Annotated in this window: 10 protein-coding genes; 6 read left to right on the forward strand and 4 right to left on the reverse strand. The window is 59.1% G+C overall.

The features are described 5' to 3' along the window. Positions 1-76 precede the first annotated feature (76 nt). Positions 77-976 carry a lipid A hydroxylase LpxO gene (lpxO, locus tag A7D21_RS18995; protein WP_069552359.1) on the forward strand — a complete coding sequence of 300 codons (900 nt, stop codon included), beginning with the start codon at positions 77-79 and terminating at the stop codon, positions 974-976. Positions 977-994: 18 nt separating this feature from the next. Here lpxO and ligD read toward each other — a convergent pair whose 3' ends face one another. Further along, the gene (gene ligD / locus A7D21_RS19000) at positions 995-3,469 is read right to left on the reverse strand and encodes a DNA ligase D (protein ID WP_053256219.1); all 2,475 of its coding nucleotides are present in this window, start codon (positions 3,467-3,469) and stop codon (positions 995-997) included. Between the two features lie 18 nt (positions 3,470-3,487). Beyond that, on the reverse strand, positions 3,488-4,363 hold the full coding sequence (locus tag A7D21_RS19005) for a Ku protein (RefSeq protein ID WP_069552360.1): 876 nt from the start codon (positions 4,361-4,363) through the stop codon (positions 3,488-3,490). 183 nt (positions 4,364-4,546) lie between these two features. Here A7D21_RS19005 and A7D21_RS19010 point away from each other — a divergent pair, with 183 nt between their 5' ends. Both A7D21_RS19010 and A7D21_RS19015 read left to right on the forward strand, forming a co-directional pair. After that, entirely contained in the window at positions 4,547-4,861 is a 315-nt protein-coding gene (locus A7D21_RS19010; protein ID WP_069552361.1) for a hypothetical protein, read from the forward strand. A 12-nt stretch (positions 4,862-4,873) separates the two neighbouring features. After that, positions 4,874-6,031, forward strand: coding sequence for a PQQ-dependent sugar dehydrogenase (locus A7D21_RS19015; RefSeq protein WP_069552362.1), 1,158 nt, complete (start codon positions 4,874-4,876; stop codon positions 6,029-6,031). A gap of 56 nt (positions 6,032-6,087) precedes the next feature. Here A7D21_RS19015 and A7D21_RS19020 read toward each other — a convergent pair whose 3' ends face one another. Continuing rightward, positions 6,088-6,567, reverse strand: a complete 480-nt coding sequence (locus A7D21_RS19020) for a nuclear transport factor 2 family protein (RefSeq protein WP_053256215.1) — start codon at positions 6,565-6,567, stop codon at positions 6,088-6,090. A gap of 52 nt (positions 6,568-6,619) precedes the next feature. Then, on the reverse strand, positions 6,620-7,183 hold the full coding sequence (locus A7D21_RS19025; protein ID WP_069552363.1) for a TetR/AcrR family transcriptional regulator: 564 nt from the start codon (positions 7,181-7,183) through the stop codon (positions 6,620-6,622). A gap of 124 nt (positions 7,184-7,307) precedes the next feature. On the opposite strand from A7D21_RS19025, the gene pssA reads away from it, so the two are divergent. The 3 genes from pssA to A7D21_RS19040 all read left to right on the forward strand — a co-directional run bounded on the left by pssA (position 7,308) and on the right by A7D21_RS19040 (position 16,267). Further along, the gene (pssA, locus tag A7D21_RS19030) at positions 7,308-8,651 is read left to right on the forward strand and encodes a CDP-diacylglycerol--serine O-phosphatidyltransferase (RefSeq protein ID WP_069552364.1); all 1,344 of its coding nucleotides are present in this window, start codon (positions 7,308-7,310) and stop codon (positions 8,649-8,651) included. Positions 8,652-8,800: 149 nt separating this feature from the next. Continuing rightward, a complete protein-coding gene (locus A7D21_RS19035) occupies positions 8,801-12,277 on the forward strand; it encodes a hypothetical protein (RefSeq protein WP_141718243.1) in 3,477 nt (1,158 codons plus the stop codon). Between the two features lie 411 nt (positions 12,278-12,688). After that, complete coding sequence (locus tag A7D21_RS19040) at positions 12,689-16,267, forward strand: hypothetical protein (RefSeq protein WP_256556260.1); 3,579 nt, start codon at positions 12,689-12,691, stop codon at positions 16,265-16,267. Positions 16,268-16,297: the final 30 nt, after the last annotated feature.

Here is a 16,297-nt window from a genome sequence, read left to right on the forward strand (position 1 = left end):
AGGTGCTGCTTACTTATCCTCGGCCGTTGTGGGCTTGCAGGAGCAGCCTGTTCTCTTCTGACGTGTGACGAATCCCTTGAAACTCATTATTGTTGTTCTCTACGTTGCCTCCATTGCGTATGTTCACCTGCGTGGCAGAGTGCGGCACAAGTTGGGCCGCCAGCTTAGCGACCACTCGACGTTCCTGGCGCCGGTCAACTGCTTCCTGTACTTGTTTTCCAAGCAGCCAAGCCGTCCCTTTCTGTCGCCCAGCGATTTTCCAGACCTGACTCCGCTGCAGGAGCATTGGGAGGAAATCCGCCAGGAAGGCCAGAACCTGATGCGCGCAGGCGAGATCAAGCGCTCTGACCAGTACAACGACGTGGGTTTTAACTCGTTCTTCAAGTCCGGCTGGAAGCGCTTTTACCTGAAGTGGTACGGCGACAGCCACCCGTCCGCCATGAAGCTGTGCCCGCGCACCACGGAACTGGTGCAAGGCATTGGCTCGATCAAGGCGGCGATGTTTGCCGAGTTGCCGCGGGGCTCCAAGCTGGTACGCCACCGCGACCCGTATGCCGGTTCCTACCGCTATCACTTGGGCCTGGATACACCCAATGACCCTGGCTGCTACATCAATGTGGATGGCGAAAGCTATTACTGGCGCGACGGCGAGCCGGTGATGTTTGATGAGACCTACATTCACTACGCGGAAAACACCACGGCGCACAACCGCATCATTCTGTTCTGCGACATCGAGCGCCCAATGAAGTACCGCTGGGCGGCGGCGTTCAACCGTTGGTTCAGCCGTAACGTGATGGCGGCTGCCGGTTCGCCGAATGATGATGGCGACAAGACCGGCGGTTTGAACCGCGCGTTCACGCGCCTGTACAAGATCCGGCTGCGTGGTAAAGAGCTCAAAAAGCGCAACCGTGCGCGCTACTACCTGGAAAAGTGGGCGATCTTCGCTGGGCTGGCATTGATCTTTATCCTGATCTAAATCACCCACGGGCGCGAATCACTGCGGTGGTTTCGCGCCCAGCTTGTCCCACATGGTCTTGCTGATCTTCTGCCGGTGGGCATAACCGGCCCACGGATCATCCTTGAGCTGCTTCAGCCTCTCGTGCAGGTTGGCAATCGTCCACTGTTGGGCACTGCGTAACCCTTTCAACTCCTCGCGACTCACCGGCACCGATACCGGCAGGCCAGGTCGTGCCCGCACCGAATAGGCCGCCACGGTGCTCGCCCCACGGGCGTTGCGCAGGTAGTCGATAAAGATCTTGCCGACCCGGTTCTTTGGGCCTGAGGTTGCGCTGAAACGTTCGGGCAGTTGCTGCGCCATGAACTGCGCGATGGCTTTGGCAAACGCCTTGACGGTCTCCCAGCCGTCCCGGCGTGCGAGCGGTACAACCAGGTGCAGACCTTTGCCGCCGCTGGTCTTGACGAACGCCTGGAGCCCAAGCTCATCCAATACCGACAGTGTCAGTTGCGCCGCCTCCAGCATGGCTTTCCAAGGCAGTGCCGGGTCCGGGTCGAGGTCGAGCACAAACAGGTCTGGGGTTTCAATGTGGTCCGAGGTGGCGCCCCAGGTATGCAGCTCGATCGTGCCCATCTGCACGGCGCCGATCAGGGCGCTGGCGGTGTCGATTTCCATCAGGCGTGCATGGCCTGGGTCAAGCGTCTGGTCCAACTGTTTGATGTGTGCAATGGCGAGTCGCTCTGAATGTTTTTGGAAGAACTGCTCGCCTTCGATGCCTTGCGGCGCGCGCAGCAGCGACACCGGGCGGCGGCACAGGAAGGGCAGGATCCATTCACTGATGCTCTCGTAGTAGGCGGCCAATTGCTGTTTTTGTGTACCCGTCTGCGGGTCAATCACCCGGTCTGGGTGGGTGATGTTCACGCCGCTGCTGACGCGTTTTGCCGGCGTGGTTTTCTTCACGGACTTGGCGCTCCGCGGCAGCTCACGCGTAATCTGCGTCACTGGCTTATCGGTGCGCAATGCCACGAATGACGCCTGGCGCACCACGCCTTCGCGGGTCCATTCGGTGAAATTCACCTCGCCGACCAGCGAGGGTTCAACCCAGTGCACGCCGCGCGCCTGAGTGCTGGTCAAGGCCTGTTCCAGCGGTGAGGTTTTACGCTCCAGGCGGGCGAGTTGCGCGTAGATCGACTTCAGCGCCGCCTGGTCAAACCCGGTGCCCACGCGCCCGGCATACACCAGCCCGGCGGCGTCATTGACGGCCAGCAGCAGCGCGCCAAACCCGCTGCGCGAGCCTTGGGGCCGCGTGTAGCCGACAATCACGAACTCCTGGCGCAAACGGCACTTGAGTTTGATCCAGTCGGCGCTGCGGCTGCACACATAAGGGCTGCCTGCGCGCTTGCCGATTACCCCCTCCAGGGCGAGGTCGCAGGCGCTTTCGAAGATGTCGCGCTGGTTGGCGGCAAAGGCTTCGGAGAAGCGCAGCAATTTGCTGCGGCTGCCGGACAGCGCCGCTTTGAGCGCAGCACGGCGTGCCTCCACGGGGGCTTCGCGCAGATCCTGGCCTTGCAGAAAAGGCGCGTCGAACAGGTAATAGACGATGTCCAGGCTGCGGCCGATATCGAATGCATTTTGCAGCGCCTGGAAGTCCGGCAAGCCGTCGGCATTGAGGCTGACCACTTCACCGTCCAGCCAGCTGTCCTTGAGTTTAAGCGCCTGCAGGGCTTTGACTTGACGCGGCAGGCGGTCAGTCCAGTCATTGCCATTGCGGCTGAACAGGCGTACTTCGCCGTCGCGGATGCGTGTCAGCATGCGGTAACCGTCGAATTTGATTTCATACAGCCAGTCGCCGGCCGGTGCGCGGTCAACCAGGGTCGCCAATTGCGGGGTGAGCTGTTGGGGCAGGGCGGTGGCGGCTTTCTCGTGCTTCTTAGGCGACTTGGGTGTACCGACCACCGCGCCACTGAGCACACTTTCCGGCTGGTCCCGGACGATATCGTAGTCAGCGGCCGGCCTGGCTTGCGGGTCCTGTTCCTTGATCAGCAACCACTGTTGCTTATCGCCGCTGCCCTTGAGCCGGGTGCGAACCAATGCCCAATCGCCGGACAGTTTTTCACCGACCAGGGTGAACTTGAGTTTGCCGGCCGCATACGCCTTGTGTGGTTCGTCATGGGGTTGCCAGATACCGCGATCCCACACGATCACATCCCCGGCGCCGTATTGGCCGGGCGCGATACTGCCTTCGAAGGCGCCGTAGCTCAGAGGGTGGTCTTCGACGTGGACCGCCAGGCGTTTCTGGCTCGGGTCCAGGCTCGGCCCTTTCGGCACTGCCCAGCTCTTGAGTACGCCATCAAGCTCCAGGCGAAAGTCGTAGTGCAGGTTGCGCGCGTCATGTTTTTGAATCACGAATGACAGCGCCGACGCCTTGCGTTTAGCGGCCGGCGCTTCGCCTGCGGGCTCTGCGGTAATCCCAAAGTCGCGTTTGCGGTTGTATTCACTCAGGGGCTTTGCCATGGCGTGCTCCGGCGGGTGTCAGGCTCTGGAGGCCTTTTTGGAGGACGTTTTCGCGGCTGGCTTTTTCGATGCGGCCTTTTTGGTCGCGGGCTTGGCGGCGCTGGCCTGGCCGGCAAGGCTGCGTTTGAGCAGCTCCGTCAGGTCGATGACATCGGCCGATTTACGCGCCTCGCTGCCTTCCTGGCTTTCCACGTCTTCGATCTTGCCGGCCTTGGCCTTTTTCGCCACCAGCGCCATGATCTTTTCCTGGAAGCTGTCGCGGTACGCGTCGGGCTGCCAGTCGGCACTCATGTCTTCCACCAGGCGCTTGGCCATGTCCAGCTCGCCCTTGGTCAAACTGGGTTTGGTCACATCGCTGCCCAGTTCCAGTTCGTCAAGGCTGCGCACCTCGGCGGGCCAGCGCAGCATCACCAGAACCAGTGCCGAGTCCAGTGGCATCAGCGCCGCCAGGTGTTGCTTGGTATGGAGGACCACATTGGCCAGCGCGACCTTGGCGGTTTTCTTCAGCGTTTCGCGCAGCAGGGCGTAAACCTTGCCGCCTCGTTTGTCCGGGGCCAGGAAGTAGGGGGTGTCGATGTTTTGCAGAGGGATCTGGTCCGCCGCGACAAAGGCGATGATTTCGATGGTTTGGGTCGATTTAGGGTGAGCCGAGCGGATTTCTTCTTCGCTGAGCACCACATAGCGGCCTTTCTCGTAGGCCACGCCCTTGACGATATTATCCTTGCTGATTTCCTTGCCGGTGGCCTTGTTGATGCGCTTGTAGCCCACCGGGTCCATGCTGCGTTTGTCCAGCCAGTCAAAATCAACGCCCTCGGAGGACGTCGCCGAGACCAGTGAGACCGGGATATGGACCAAGCCGAAACTGATCGCGCCTTTCCAGATTGCCCTTGGCATGCTCGCGTTCCTTGAGAAGAGTCGGTGTTCTGGTGACTGGCAGGCGTTGGCAAAAGTTTCGGCGGGCAGATGCGCGGACAGATTGTGTTACATCTGATGAGAAACTATTTAATGTCGAAAGCCGAACCCAAGGCGTAGCGTGTTATCGAAAGCAGGTACCACTCGCCGCCAAGAGGCTTTGTCATGAACAGCTGTGTGCGTCATCTTGCAGTGCTCGCGTTGGGTCTGGCGCTCGCGCCATTCGCCCAGGCGCAGAACCTGCCCGGCAGCAAGGACTCCAACAACAGCCCCACTCATCGGGCCAACCCCAACAGCATGCAGGGCACCCAGCCCAATGCGCCGGCCGTTCGCGGTATCCAGACCGGGCCGACCAGCCCCGCACCCACCGTCGAAAATGGTGGCATCGGCAATCGCTACCCGAAACGCGATGCTGCTCCGAGCCGCCCCGCGACCGACACCAAAGCGCCCACTTACGATGCCAACGGCAATCGCCGGTAAGGACTCTGTCTTATGTTTCTACGCAAAACCCTTCTAGCCGCACTTTGCGCAACCACGCTGCTGCCCATCACGGCCGTTTGGGCGGCTGATGCCCAGCAGTTCCCCAGCCAGCAAGGCAGCATCACGGCGACCCCCATCGCCAAAGGCCTGGACCACCCGTGGGCGGTGGCGTTTCTGCCGGACAAACAAGGCTTCCTGGTGACCGAGCGTCCTGGCCATCTGCGGTTTGTCAGCCCGGACGGCCAGCTTTCAGCACCATTGACCGGTGTGCCGCAGGTGTGGGCCAAAGGGCAGGGCGGGTTGCTCGATGTGGTGCTCTCGCCAGACTTCAAGCAGGACCGTATGGTCTACCTGTCGTACGCCGAAGGCGGTGGCGAGGGTGGCAAAGCCGGCACCGCCGTCGGGCGTGGGCGTCTGGCCGATGACTTGAGCGGTTTGAAAGACTTTAAAGTCATCCTGCGCCAGGAGCCCAAGCTCTCTACCGGAAACCACTTCGGCTCACGTCTGGCTTTTGATCGCGATGGCTACCTGTTCGTGACGCTCGGTGAAAACAACGACCGCCCGACGGCCCAGGACCTGGACAAGTTGCAAGGCAAAGTGGTGCGGATCTTCCCGGACGGCCGCGTGCCGGATGACAACCCGTTCGTTGGTCAGCAGGGCGTACGCCCGGAAATCTGGTCCTATGGGCAGCGCAACCCGCAAGGGCTGGCCATGAACCCGTGGAGCGGCACGATCTGGGAAAATGAACACGGGCCGCGTGGCGGCGATGAAATCAACATCATCGAGCGTGGCAAGAACTACGGTTGGCCATTGGCAACCCATGGCATCAACTATTCCCTCACGCCAATTCCCGAAGCCAAAGGCAAGACCGTGGAAGGCACCGTGGCGCCCCATCACGTCTGGGAAAAATCGCCGGGCATCAGTGGTATGGCGTTTTATGACGCCGATCGATTCAAGGCGTGGCAGCACAACCTGTTTATCGGCGCGTTATCCAGCCAGGAGTTGATCCGCCTGCAGTTCGATGGTGACAAGGTGATCCATGAGGAGCGTCTGCTGGGTGGTTTGCACGCGCGGATTCGCGATGTGCGCCAGGGGCCGGACGGCTACTTGTATGTGCTGACCGATGAGGACAAGGGTGTGTTGTATCGGGTCGGCCTGAATCAGGACTGAACAGCTTCGGCCGGTGGGAGCAGGCAAACCGGCTCCCATCGGTTGAGCGCGGGGGTCTATAAACCCAGGTCAGACAAGCCTGGGTGATCATCCGGGCGCCGGCCCAACGGCCAGTGGAACTTGCGCTCGCTGTCCTTGATCGGCAGGTCGTTAATGCACGCAAAACGATTCGCCATCAAGCCGTTCTCGTCGAATTCCCAGTTCTCATTGCCATAGGATCGGAACCAGTTGCCGGAGTCGTCGTGCCATTCATAGGCATAACGCACGGCGATACGGTTGCCGGTAAACGCCCACAATTCCTTGATCAGCCGATAGTCCAGCTCCTTGGCCCATTTGCGGGTGAGGAAGCCTTTGGCTTCTTCGCGGTTGTGCGCAAACTCGGCGCGGTTTCGCCACTGCGTGTCCGGCGTATAAGCCAGGGACACGCGCTGCGGGTCGCGGGAATTCCAGCCGTCTTCGGCCAGGCGGACTTTCTCGATGGCTGACTCGCGGGTAAACGGCGGCAGCGGTGGGCGGACTTCAGTGTTGGATGACATGGGCCAGCTCCTGAACACAATAGGGTTATCGAAAGTTGCTACGCGTGTGCGTTCAAAGCGCCAATAACGTTCGCGCCATGCATTGCGCATTATCAGCAGCCGTTGCATCACCCATCACCAAAGCAACGGTGATGGCGCCATCGATCAGGATCAGCAGTTGCGCGGCCTGCTGTTCGGGGGCGGCGGTGCCATGGGCTTCACACAGTTCAAGTGCGTACTCGAACAGTTTTTGTTTGTGCGCCTTGGCCAGCAGACGCACCGGGTCTTGCGGGTTGCCGGTTTCGCCACTGGTGTTGATAAAGGCGCAACCGCGAAAGTCCGCCGAGCCAAACCAGACCTTGAGGGCGCTGAACAGCGCCAGCAGGCGTTCGCCACTGCCTTCGCTGCGTTGCACTTCACCGCGCAGCCATTGCATCCAGCGCGCGTCGCGGCGTTGCAGCGCGGCCATCACCAATTCGTCTTTGTTGGCGAAGTAACGGTAAATACTTTTGCGCGAGACACCGGCCGTCTTCACCAGCAAGTCCATGCCGGTGGCGGCGATGCCGTGGCGATAGATCAGCTTTTCGGCGACGTCGAGGATAATGTCGCGGGTTTCATTCAGGGTAATATCATTCATGCCGGCAACAGTAGAACGATCGTTCTCCTTGGTCAATTGAATTTTTCCTCGCTGCGACAGCGAGACCTGAGCACCCCCATGGTGTAAGCTCGGGGCCTCTTCGGATTCGACCATTGCGAGCCTTATGCCGTCGTTCTTCAAACGCTCCCTGTTGCCCAAGCTGCGCGGTTTCCCACTGACTCCCGATGCCATCGAGGTGCTGTCCGGCGCTGATGCGTTTCGCCGTTGCCTGCTGGAAAAAATCCCCCAGGCCACACGGCGTATCTACATCGTTGCGCTGTATTTGCAGCAGGACGAAGCAGGCCAGGAGATCTACGACGCGCTGCACGCCGCCAAGGCTGCGCGGCCCGAGTTGGACATTGTGGTGGTGGTGGATTCGTTGCGTGCCCAGCGCGGGCTGATTGGTGCCGGCAAGCAGCCGGGCAACAGCGCCTGGTACCAGGCCATGACCCAGACCCACGCCAGCAACGTGCCGGTTTACGGCGTGCCGGTGCAAACCCGCGAACTGTTCGGCGTGTTGCACCTCAAGGGCTTTGTGATCGATGACACGGTGCTGTACAGCGGTGCCAGCCTGAACAACGTGTACTTGCACAAGTTCGACAAGTACCGTTTTGACCGCTATCACCTGATCCACAACCCGCCGTTGGCTGACTCGATGCAACACCTGGTGGAGCACGGGCTGGTCGCGTCGAAGGCCGTGCACCGCCTGGACTTGCCCAACCTGCCGACCACCCGCAGCCTGCGCAACGACATCGGCGATTTGCGCAGCCGTTTGAAGCACGCCGCCTATGACACCACCACGGGGCTGTTGCCCAATGGCCATTTGTCGGTGAGCCCATTGCTCGGGGTCGGCAAGAACAACCCGTTGAACCGGGTGATCCTCGAGCTGATCGCCAGTGCCCAGCATCAACTGACCATTTGTACGCCGTACTTCAACCTGCCGCTGCCGGTGACCCGCGAAATCAACCGGGCCCTGGCGCGTGGGGTGAAGGTCGACATCATTGTCGGCGACAAAACCGCCAATGATTTCTACATACCGCCCAGCGAGCCGTTCAAGGTGATCTCGGCGCTGCCTTACCTGTATGAAATCAGCCTGCGCCGCTTCGCCAAACGCCATCAGCCGATGATCGACAGCGGCCAGTTGAACCTGCACTTATGGCGCGACGGTGACAATACCTACCACCTCAAGGGGATGTGGGTTGACCAGCGTTACACGTTGCTTACGGGCAATAACCTCAACCCACGGGCCTTCCGTCTCGATCTCGAAAATGCCTTGCTGATCGACGACCCGCAAGGCCAGTGGCTTGGGCCGCGGCGTACGGAGCTGGCGCAGATTTTTCAGCACACCACCCGCATCGAGCGTTACCAACACTTGCAGACGCTGCTGGAGTATCCACCTGCCGTGGGCAAGTTCCTGCGGCGGGTCAGCCGGGTGCGGATTGAGCGGTTGCTCTACCGTATCCTGTAAAACGGCGTATTTCTTACGACAACTCTCTGACTTCCTTCGCAGTTTTGAGAGTGTGCTTGCTCCTGTAGCAGACGTGAATTCGTACAGTTCCTCTCGACAGTTCTTAGGGACAAGAACTCTTACCCTTCAACGGTACAGAGGAACTAGAAATGTCGAACATCTCGCCAGCCCCTCAGGCTCGTACGTTCACGCCAGCGGCGCTGCCGTTTTCACCCGCACCCGTCGCCAACCCTGCCATCGACACGGCTGTTCGCACCAAGCGCAGCCCCGCGCCTCAAACACCCGATACACAGACCCCCGCGTGGACTCTTCAACCCTTAGTCGCCCCCACCGCTGAAGCCTCTTCCAGGGCCGACCGTGTGCTGCAGACCTCGCTGGGAGGCTCGGCCCTGCGCGGTGCAGCAGACAAGAAAGTGCAGGTTCCACGCGATGCAACGATTTTCCCGCTCTACGATGCCTACCGCAGCGCGCTGAATACGCCTGAAATTCAAGCCTGGTTACTGAGCAAAGGCTTTGCGTTGTCGACGCTGGTGGTCAAGCAAGGCTCGATCAGCGGCAGCATCACCCGCGATGGTGTCTCAAGCGTGCAAACATTTACCACCGACGATGCGTCCGGTTGGCGGCAAGTCAGTGCAAGGTTGCGTGCCGCTGTGCAGGGGCTTGATCCTGACGGGCAGGGCGTGCCGTACGTCAGCGATGACAGCGATAGTTTTTCGCGCAACATGCTCCTGCGCTGGTATGGCGTGCAGCCACCCACCGGCGAGGGTGATGTAAAACGGGTCCAACATGCGCTGTCGACAACCGACTGGTCGACACTGCCTCCCAGCCGAAAGGCAGAGCTTGAAGGCCGGGTGCAAATGGCCAGGAGCGCTATCGGCGCTTTGGATGAGCGTGCTCACCTGGCAAACGTCTTGACGCAACATCTCGCCGATAAGTCCGATGACGAAGCCGTGGCACTGGCCGGCCTGGAAGTGCAGGTCAGCAGTGCCTCGGCGTTGGCCCGCAACGCCAACGGCAAGGTCCTGCTCGACGATGCCCTGCGTTCTCACGGGCAGGTACTGCCCAAGACGGCGGGCGAGTTGCGCAATGCCATCCGTTGGCTCACTGCTGCATTGCCGCCGCCTCCCGCCCAGGGAAACTACTCCCATCTGCTCGCTACCACGTGGGCCCCCGGGCTTTTGTCGGCTGCCGACAAGCGTGTTCTGGCCGAGCTGAGCAACGATGACGAGGAGGAGGATGAAGGCGAGTCGAGCGGGCTCAACCTCCTGCGATTGTTCGGGGTTGACGGCATCCTGGAGCGCAATACCCCTGAAGCGTTGCGTACTCAAGCGGATCACTTTCTCGACCGAGTGTTTCGAGACCCTGTTGCATTGTTCTGGGGTGACCTGCTTGCCCGGGATCGAAGTTTTCTTGGGGCCTCTGGCACCTCGCAATTGTCCGACACTGAGCGCGCGCAGTGGGTAATCGCCGCCATCAAGCTGCAGTTTGATCCTGATGCCCCTGGGCGCGCGGGCACTGTCGCCGGCTATGACCTTTATCAGCCTGGCAACAGCGGGCGAAGCCTGGCCGAGGTGCGTGCGGATGTCGAAACCCACCTCAAACAAAACAAGCTGCTCGACCCCAAGGCCGCGCCCCTCGTGGCCCATCTATTGCTGGCGAGTGCGGCGCCCGAGTTTCTGGTGCCAGGCACTCCCGCTACGCTGCGCATAGGCTCCACGCAATGGGCAGACTTGCGTCTGAGTGTCATGTTCGCCGAGCGCCTGGGCGGTGCGGGCTGCTCCCGCGCCATGCCTTATGAGGAGATCATGGCCCTCAGCCGGTTGGATGCGCGAACGCCGGAAGAAGCAGCGGTGCTGGATAATTATGGGGTCGACGTCGTGCTCGACTGGGCCCTGATGCGCGGGCTCTACGCCAGGCCGGCGGACGGCCGATACACGCCGCAGCATTATCAGCGAGCGATACAGGCCTTCGATGCCGAACGTAAGCAGAAGGTAGAGGCCCTGACGTTATTCAACGCAGCGATGCCGACACGCGAAGACCTGGCGATCAAAAATTTGCAAAAGGTGTTTGCGGACCTCAGCGTTAAGCAGTTGAAAGCGTTGAGGGTGTGCATCGCAGACCCGAATGAGCGCCGCAACCTAAAAACTTCAGAGCCGCGAACACGCTCTTTGGTGGAGACCTACATGTCCGGCGACCTTAAGCGAGATCGCTGGATGCTGTTGGCCCCCCGGGAGCAGCCGCCGCAACCTGCGAGGAAGAAGTCACCGTATGCGGCTGAGCCGGTGCTGGGTGCCGCCGAGCAAGCCGCTGTGGATAAAAACGTCCAGGCGTTGAATGCCAAAATTGCGCTTTTGCCGAATGTGCAGGACCAGGTCCCCGGTGCGGTCGACACCTATCTGGCCAATTTGAAGCAAGCGCTGAGCGTCATGACACGGCGGATGATTGCGGACCTGCCATTGCCTGATCGCCAGGCGTTGGAATATGGCGCTACCGAGTTGTTTACGCTGCGCGAGCAAACCGATCAAGTGCTGACGCTTGAAGAGACGCCCGGTCGGGTCGAAGAGCGACGAGGACGCAAAGGCACGTTGTTGCGCAACGAATACAACGGCGTGATTCGGTTTTTTGAAGTGTTCCCGGAAAAGCAACTGATCGTAAAACGTGATGACTTGACGGCGCCGTTATCGCTGGGAGGCACCCTTCAGGAACACAAGATAACCTATGGGCCTTGGGCGCCATCGACCGTACAAACGCAGAACGGTCAGGAGCAGCCGTTTGATTTCGCCGCCTACACCTCCAGCGACAGGCCTCGGCCGGGTGTCACGTCCGCACGCATCATTATTGAGAAACTGGGCGACACGTTGCCCGCAGACGTATCCGCGACGCCAAGTAATAGCGCTGGTTTGGTTCCCGACAGTTTTTCTTCAGAGCGAACGCAGGAAATCGTCCGGCGCATCATGCACGGGAACTTCGTGCATCACCGCGATACAGTGCTCAAGCTCGCCCAGGGCGAATTGCCGCTGGAGCAACAGCGCGAACTGTTGCGTCAAAAGGACCGCATTCTATTGGGTATGATCCCCTTCGTAGGTGCAATCGTGGAACTGACGAAGGGCAATATCGTTGAGGGTACACGCGGGCTGATCCTCGATACGGTGGGTGCTTTTGTAGGCGGCGCCGGCTCAACCTTGCGGCCATTGATCAAGTCCACAAAAGTCGTTGCGCCTTTCGGTGCCAAGGCTTTTCGTGTCCTGGAAAAGGGCGTTCTGGTCGTCAGTGGCTTTTTGAATCCGCTGGACGGCTCAGCGAGCTTGCTGAACGGCGCGGCAAGAGGCGTCTTCGCCGTGCCTAAGCTATTGAGCAAAGCGCTGCGGCCATCGGTGTTGACCACGTTAGGGTCCGTGGAAGAAAAGCTGCGCCTGTGCCTTGGCGTGCACAGCAGCCTGTTCAGTCGTTCACCGATGACTCAGGGTGGCAGTAGCCAGCCTGCCGCTCACGTTGGGCGCAATCATTCGGTGCCCGTGAACGCGGTGCAGGTCGATGGGCAGTGGTACGCAATCAACCCGAGCACCGGTTTGCCAAACGGTACGCCGTTGGACGGGTTTGAACCATTGGGCACAGAGGCTGCGTAAGCACAACGCCCCGGGCCTTCTTGAGGTGCGGGGCGTTACCTGGCCGTTTCAGCCTAGATGTTTCCCTTTGTATATCGAGAAATATCCTATGCGCTATGCGTATGTTTCTTAATACTTTTGTAGTCGATTGTTTTTACGGACAAGAACTCTCATCACTTCAATCTGTAGAGAGACCGTGTAATGTCGACAATCCTTGCGAAAGGTAACGTCACGCTTCTTAGCCAGCCCATCAACCCTCAAGTACCCGCACCGCCCTTACACGCCCCCGATGAACCTCCTGCTTTCATGGCGCCCGCTGTAACCCCGCGCCCCAGTCGGTCCGAACCCTTTAATACCACGTCACTGCGTCAGTTGAAGCTGCAGGAACCGTCTGGCCGCACCCGACGTGATACTGCCACTCAAGGTGCAGACGTGCCCGCCAACCGTGGAAAAGGCCGTCTCCGATACCCGGCTGCGGCTGACGCTGCAACGGCCGACACGGCACTGCAAAAAAAACTGCAGCAGTGGTTGAACACGGGCAAAACGAATGAACTACCTATTCCCAGGAACTCATCGGTTGCACCGTTTGTGGAGATGTACAACGACGCGATCAATGAGGCATCCGTCCAGGCCTGGTTCAGCGCTCAAGGCTTGAAGCCGCAAACCATTCGAGTATTCAGTGATTGCGTAACGGGCGTCGTGGTGCGCGACGGAAAAGAAACGTTCCAGCGTTTCTCGATCACCGATGGTTCAGGTTGGGGCCAGGTGAGTAAACAGGTCAGCGCCTTACAAAAAGTGCTGTCGCCGAATGACCTGGGGTTACCCGGTGTCCCTGGTCCGAGCCTTAGTGCAATGGGACGCGATGTGCTATTGGATTTTTATGGGGTAACGCCGCCACACAATGACAAGTCTGCGCCGGTACTGGGCAAGCAACTCAAGCACCACGGATGGCCCAAGATTGCCCAAACCAAACGCCAGCAGTGGGAAAACCAGTTCAAAGAGCTGTTCGAGTGCCGGCAGGACAACGCCGTACGCACGCGTCTGGTAGAGCAATTTCGATCTCAGTTCACCAACGAACCTGACGATAACGTGTTGAACCTGAACGAGCAGCCCGTGATCGTCGAGCCCGGCGCGGCCTTGGACCAGCGCAGTAAAAAAGCGCGTAATCTATTTCTCGAATTCCTGGGTTCAGCGACATTCCAGGCCTTTCTGAAGAAGGCCGGATTTGATCTACCCGGCAGCGAGTTCAGGATGAGTGAGTTCAGGCTGTCGGAGGGCGAACTGCAGATGCGCAATCTGGCAGGTGACTGGGTCTCTCTCCAACAATGCTTCGACGAAGAGATTGAGCGGGCGTCGAGAACTGATGACGTAGAAGGGCATAGCGCCCGCAAGATGAATACGGATTTTGATCAGTTAGTCAAGATGAGCAAAAAAACCGGAGATGCGCTGTACTCAACGCGCACTTACGATGCACGTCAGGCCCTGGCGTTTTATGCCCCTGACGTCCCGCAAACCGTTGGCCAGTTACGCATAACGGTGTCATGGTTGGAGACTCGATTGCCGCAGGCCCCATTGGCGGGTGACTATGCGAGCATGACGCCCTACGGGGAAGGGCAGGCAAGTTTGTCCGATAAAGCCCGTGAAACGCTCACAGGCGCATCAGTCCGGGTCATGGCATTGTTCAAGGACTTTTCCAGCGCTACGCTAGGTTTCCAGTCCCATTCCGACCCGGACAGTCAACTCGCTGCGTTTTTTGATTCGCCGCAGGCCATCGTCCTGGCTGAAGAGATCGCCAAGTCGCTTAAATTGTTTGCAGTGGCCGATGGTCAGGTGCTTCCAAGGGCTGACCGTCATCAGCTCTTGGCAACGGCACTCAAATTCAACGTGGATACAGCTCTGCCAGGCAGGCGAGGGACCGTGGCCGGCTACGCGTTGTATCAGCCGGAAAATCTGGGTCGTACGCTTAAAGAGGTGCGCGAGAGCGTCGAGAAACATTTGGAAGGCAGAGGTGTCGACGCCAAGGTCTCGGCATTGATGGCCCACCTTTTTCTCGCCCAGTCGGCACCCGAGATGCTGGTCCAGCGAGACCCCACCGTACCTGCCGATACCGCGCAAGTACTCAACCGCGACCCGGAATTCATCAAGGTCGGCTCTACCGGCTGGATGAACTTGCGCCTTGGCTGTGCGATAGCGGGCGATGCACGGTTGAACCTCACACAAGCCATGGCTCTGGCTCGCAAGGACGCCGCAGGGCCTAACCAAGAGGCGTTGATCAAGGAGCTGGGCGTCCAGCCGCTGCTGGACTGGGCAGTGATGGCGGGCGTTTTTCCCGCGACTTCAGATGGCAAATACTCTGCGGGGGACTACGAGGCTGCGGCGAAAGCGTTCACCGAGCGCGAAAACCAAACGCGCGAGGCATTCGGCATTTTAATGAACGATCCGCCTACCGAAACAAGCATTTTGATCCAGCAACTGGCTTTGTTATTTCCAGAGATGACCAAGGATGAGATTAGTAACCTCACGCTTGACGGTATCCCTAATTTAGAATTTTCCGCAGGGGCCATTCGAGCGGAGCGAAAAAACCGTGCTAATAAGCGGTTGACCGATGTGATTCTGATGAATCAAGCGAACGATAAGCCGTTATTGGGTAAACAGGATAGTTGGACGGACAACGCATTTATTCATCGCGACGTTTCGATGGCCACCTTTAAAGAGCGCCTCAAGCAACTGCCAAACATTAAGTCGTTAGTGCCCTCCGCAGTTGACAAATACATCACCGAGGCCCGACCAGCCCACTTGACGGCATTGAAGCTGATGTTCACGGAATTACCCCTCAAGCAGCGCATGGCGTTGGAGAGGTCGAAGGACGTTCAGCTCTATAGTTTGCGCCAAGCGACCGGAGACGACCTGGCGCAAGACAGTCAGCCAGATTCAAAGGTAAGCAACAGCCGGGGTGTCCATGGCGTTTTGTTGCGCTACGAAACAGGCGAGGCCACGCCCAAGTACGGTTATTACGAGGTTTTCCCCAACTCGAGAACGATGATTGAACGCACGGATTTGCCCGATACGTTGATGCTCGACGGTGAGATCAAAAAGGGTGTGAAACCCTACGGACCTTTCGCCAGCGTCAATACCCAATACCGTAAGGGCACGATGTTGCCGTTCGATTTCGACGCCTATCGGTCAGGCTCCGCGCCACGCTCCGGGGTGAAATCGGAGGTGATCATCGAGAAGCTTGGCGATCCGTTAGAGAGGCCTCCAGCCCACACTCACCATCGCGTACCCGATACCTTTACGTCTTCCATCACCGCTCAAATAGTGCAAAAACTGCAGGCCTATAGTTTTGACGAAAACCGTGTTGGGCTGATCGCCTATGCCAACCAACCGACAGCGCTGCACCGACGTACTTTTCCGTTTACAACGAGCAGCTTGTTCACTGCCGAGAATGCTCGAATGGTACTGAGCCTGATCCCTTATGTGGGCGCCATTGCTGATTTGGTGGAGGGCAACATAGAAGCCGGCGCGAAAGGCCTGGCGATTGACCTTCTGTCTTTTCTTGCCACGGGCGGGTGGTCGGGGGCAAAGAATTTTGCCAAGGGTTTGAAAATGTTGATTCCTTTTAATGGCAAGCCATTCACCATGGCCGGGCTGAAAGGGGGCGCGTCATTGATTCGCGGCCAGTTCAATCCGTTGGAAAGCATTCCTGAGCTATTACGGGTGGGGCCGAAGGGCGTTAAGGTGCTGAGAAAGATCGCTAACGGCGCACCGTTTCATATCGGTTCGAATGTTTATGTGCCGGCCAAGGCTATCGTGCAGTGGAAATGGACCCTGGACGCTTCGGGTACCCAGTTTGCCCGCCCATCGGACGGACAATTTCCAGGCGCCCGCAAAGGCTTCAGCGGGAAGAAGCAAGTCTTGGCGGTGCAGAAGAACGGCTCGTGGTACGCGATCAATTCCATTAGCAACAGGCCTGAAGCGACGCCGCTGGAGCAGTTCACCCCTGAATCCTGACAGCTGCCCCAGGCGTTCGGAGGCCCTTGA

It is taken from the genome of Pseudomonas sp. AP19, from assembly GCF_001728855.1.
Lineage (GTDB): Bacteria > Pseudomonadota > Gammaproteobacteria > Pseudomonadales > Pseudomonadaceae > Aquipseudomonas > Aquipseudomonas fluorescens.

What these genes read in the sequence shown, in the direction of transcription:
- ligD (WP_053256219.1), bottom strand. Translation starts at nt 3,469, where the DNA reads ATGGCAAAGCCCCTGAGTGAATACAACCGCAAACGCGACTTTGGGATT.
- A7D21_RS19020 (WP_053256215.1), bottom strand. Translation starts at nt 6,567, where the DNA reads ATGTCATCCAACACTGAAGTCCGCCCACCGCTGCCGCCGTTTACCCGC.
- A7D21_RS19015 (WP_069552362.1), top strand. Translation starts at nt 4,874, where the DNA reads ATGTTTCTACGCAAAACCCTTCTAGCCGCACTTTGCGCAACCACGCTG.
- A7D21_RS19005 (WP_069552360.1), bottom strand. Translation starts at nt 4,363, where the DNA reads ATGCCAAGGGCAATCTGGAAAGGCGCGATCAGTTTCGGCTTGGTCCAT.
- pssA (WP_069552364.1), top strand. Translation starts at nt 7,308, where the DNA reads ATGCCGTCGTTCTTCAAACGCTCCCTGTTGCCCAAGCTGCGCGGTTTC.
- A7D21_RS19035 (WP_141718243.1), top strand. Translation starts at nt 8,801, where the DNA reads ATGTCGAACATCTCGCCAGCCCCTCAGGCTCGTACGTTCACGCCAGCG.
- A7D21_RS19010 (WP_069552361.1), top strand. Translation starts at nt 4,547, where the DNA reads ATGAACAGCTGTGTGCGTCATCTTGCAGTGCTCGCGTTGGGTCTGGCG.
- A7D21_RS19025 (WP_069552363.1), bottom strand. Translation starts at nt 7,183, where the DNA reads ATGAATGATATTACCCTGAATGAAACCCGCGACATTATCCTCGACGTC.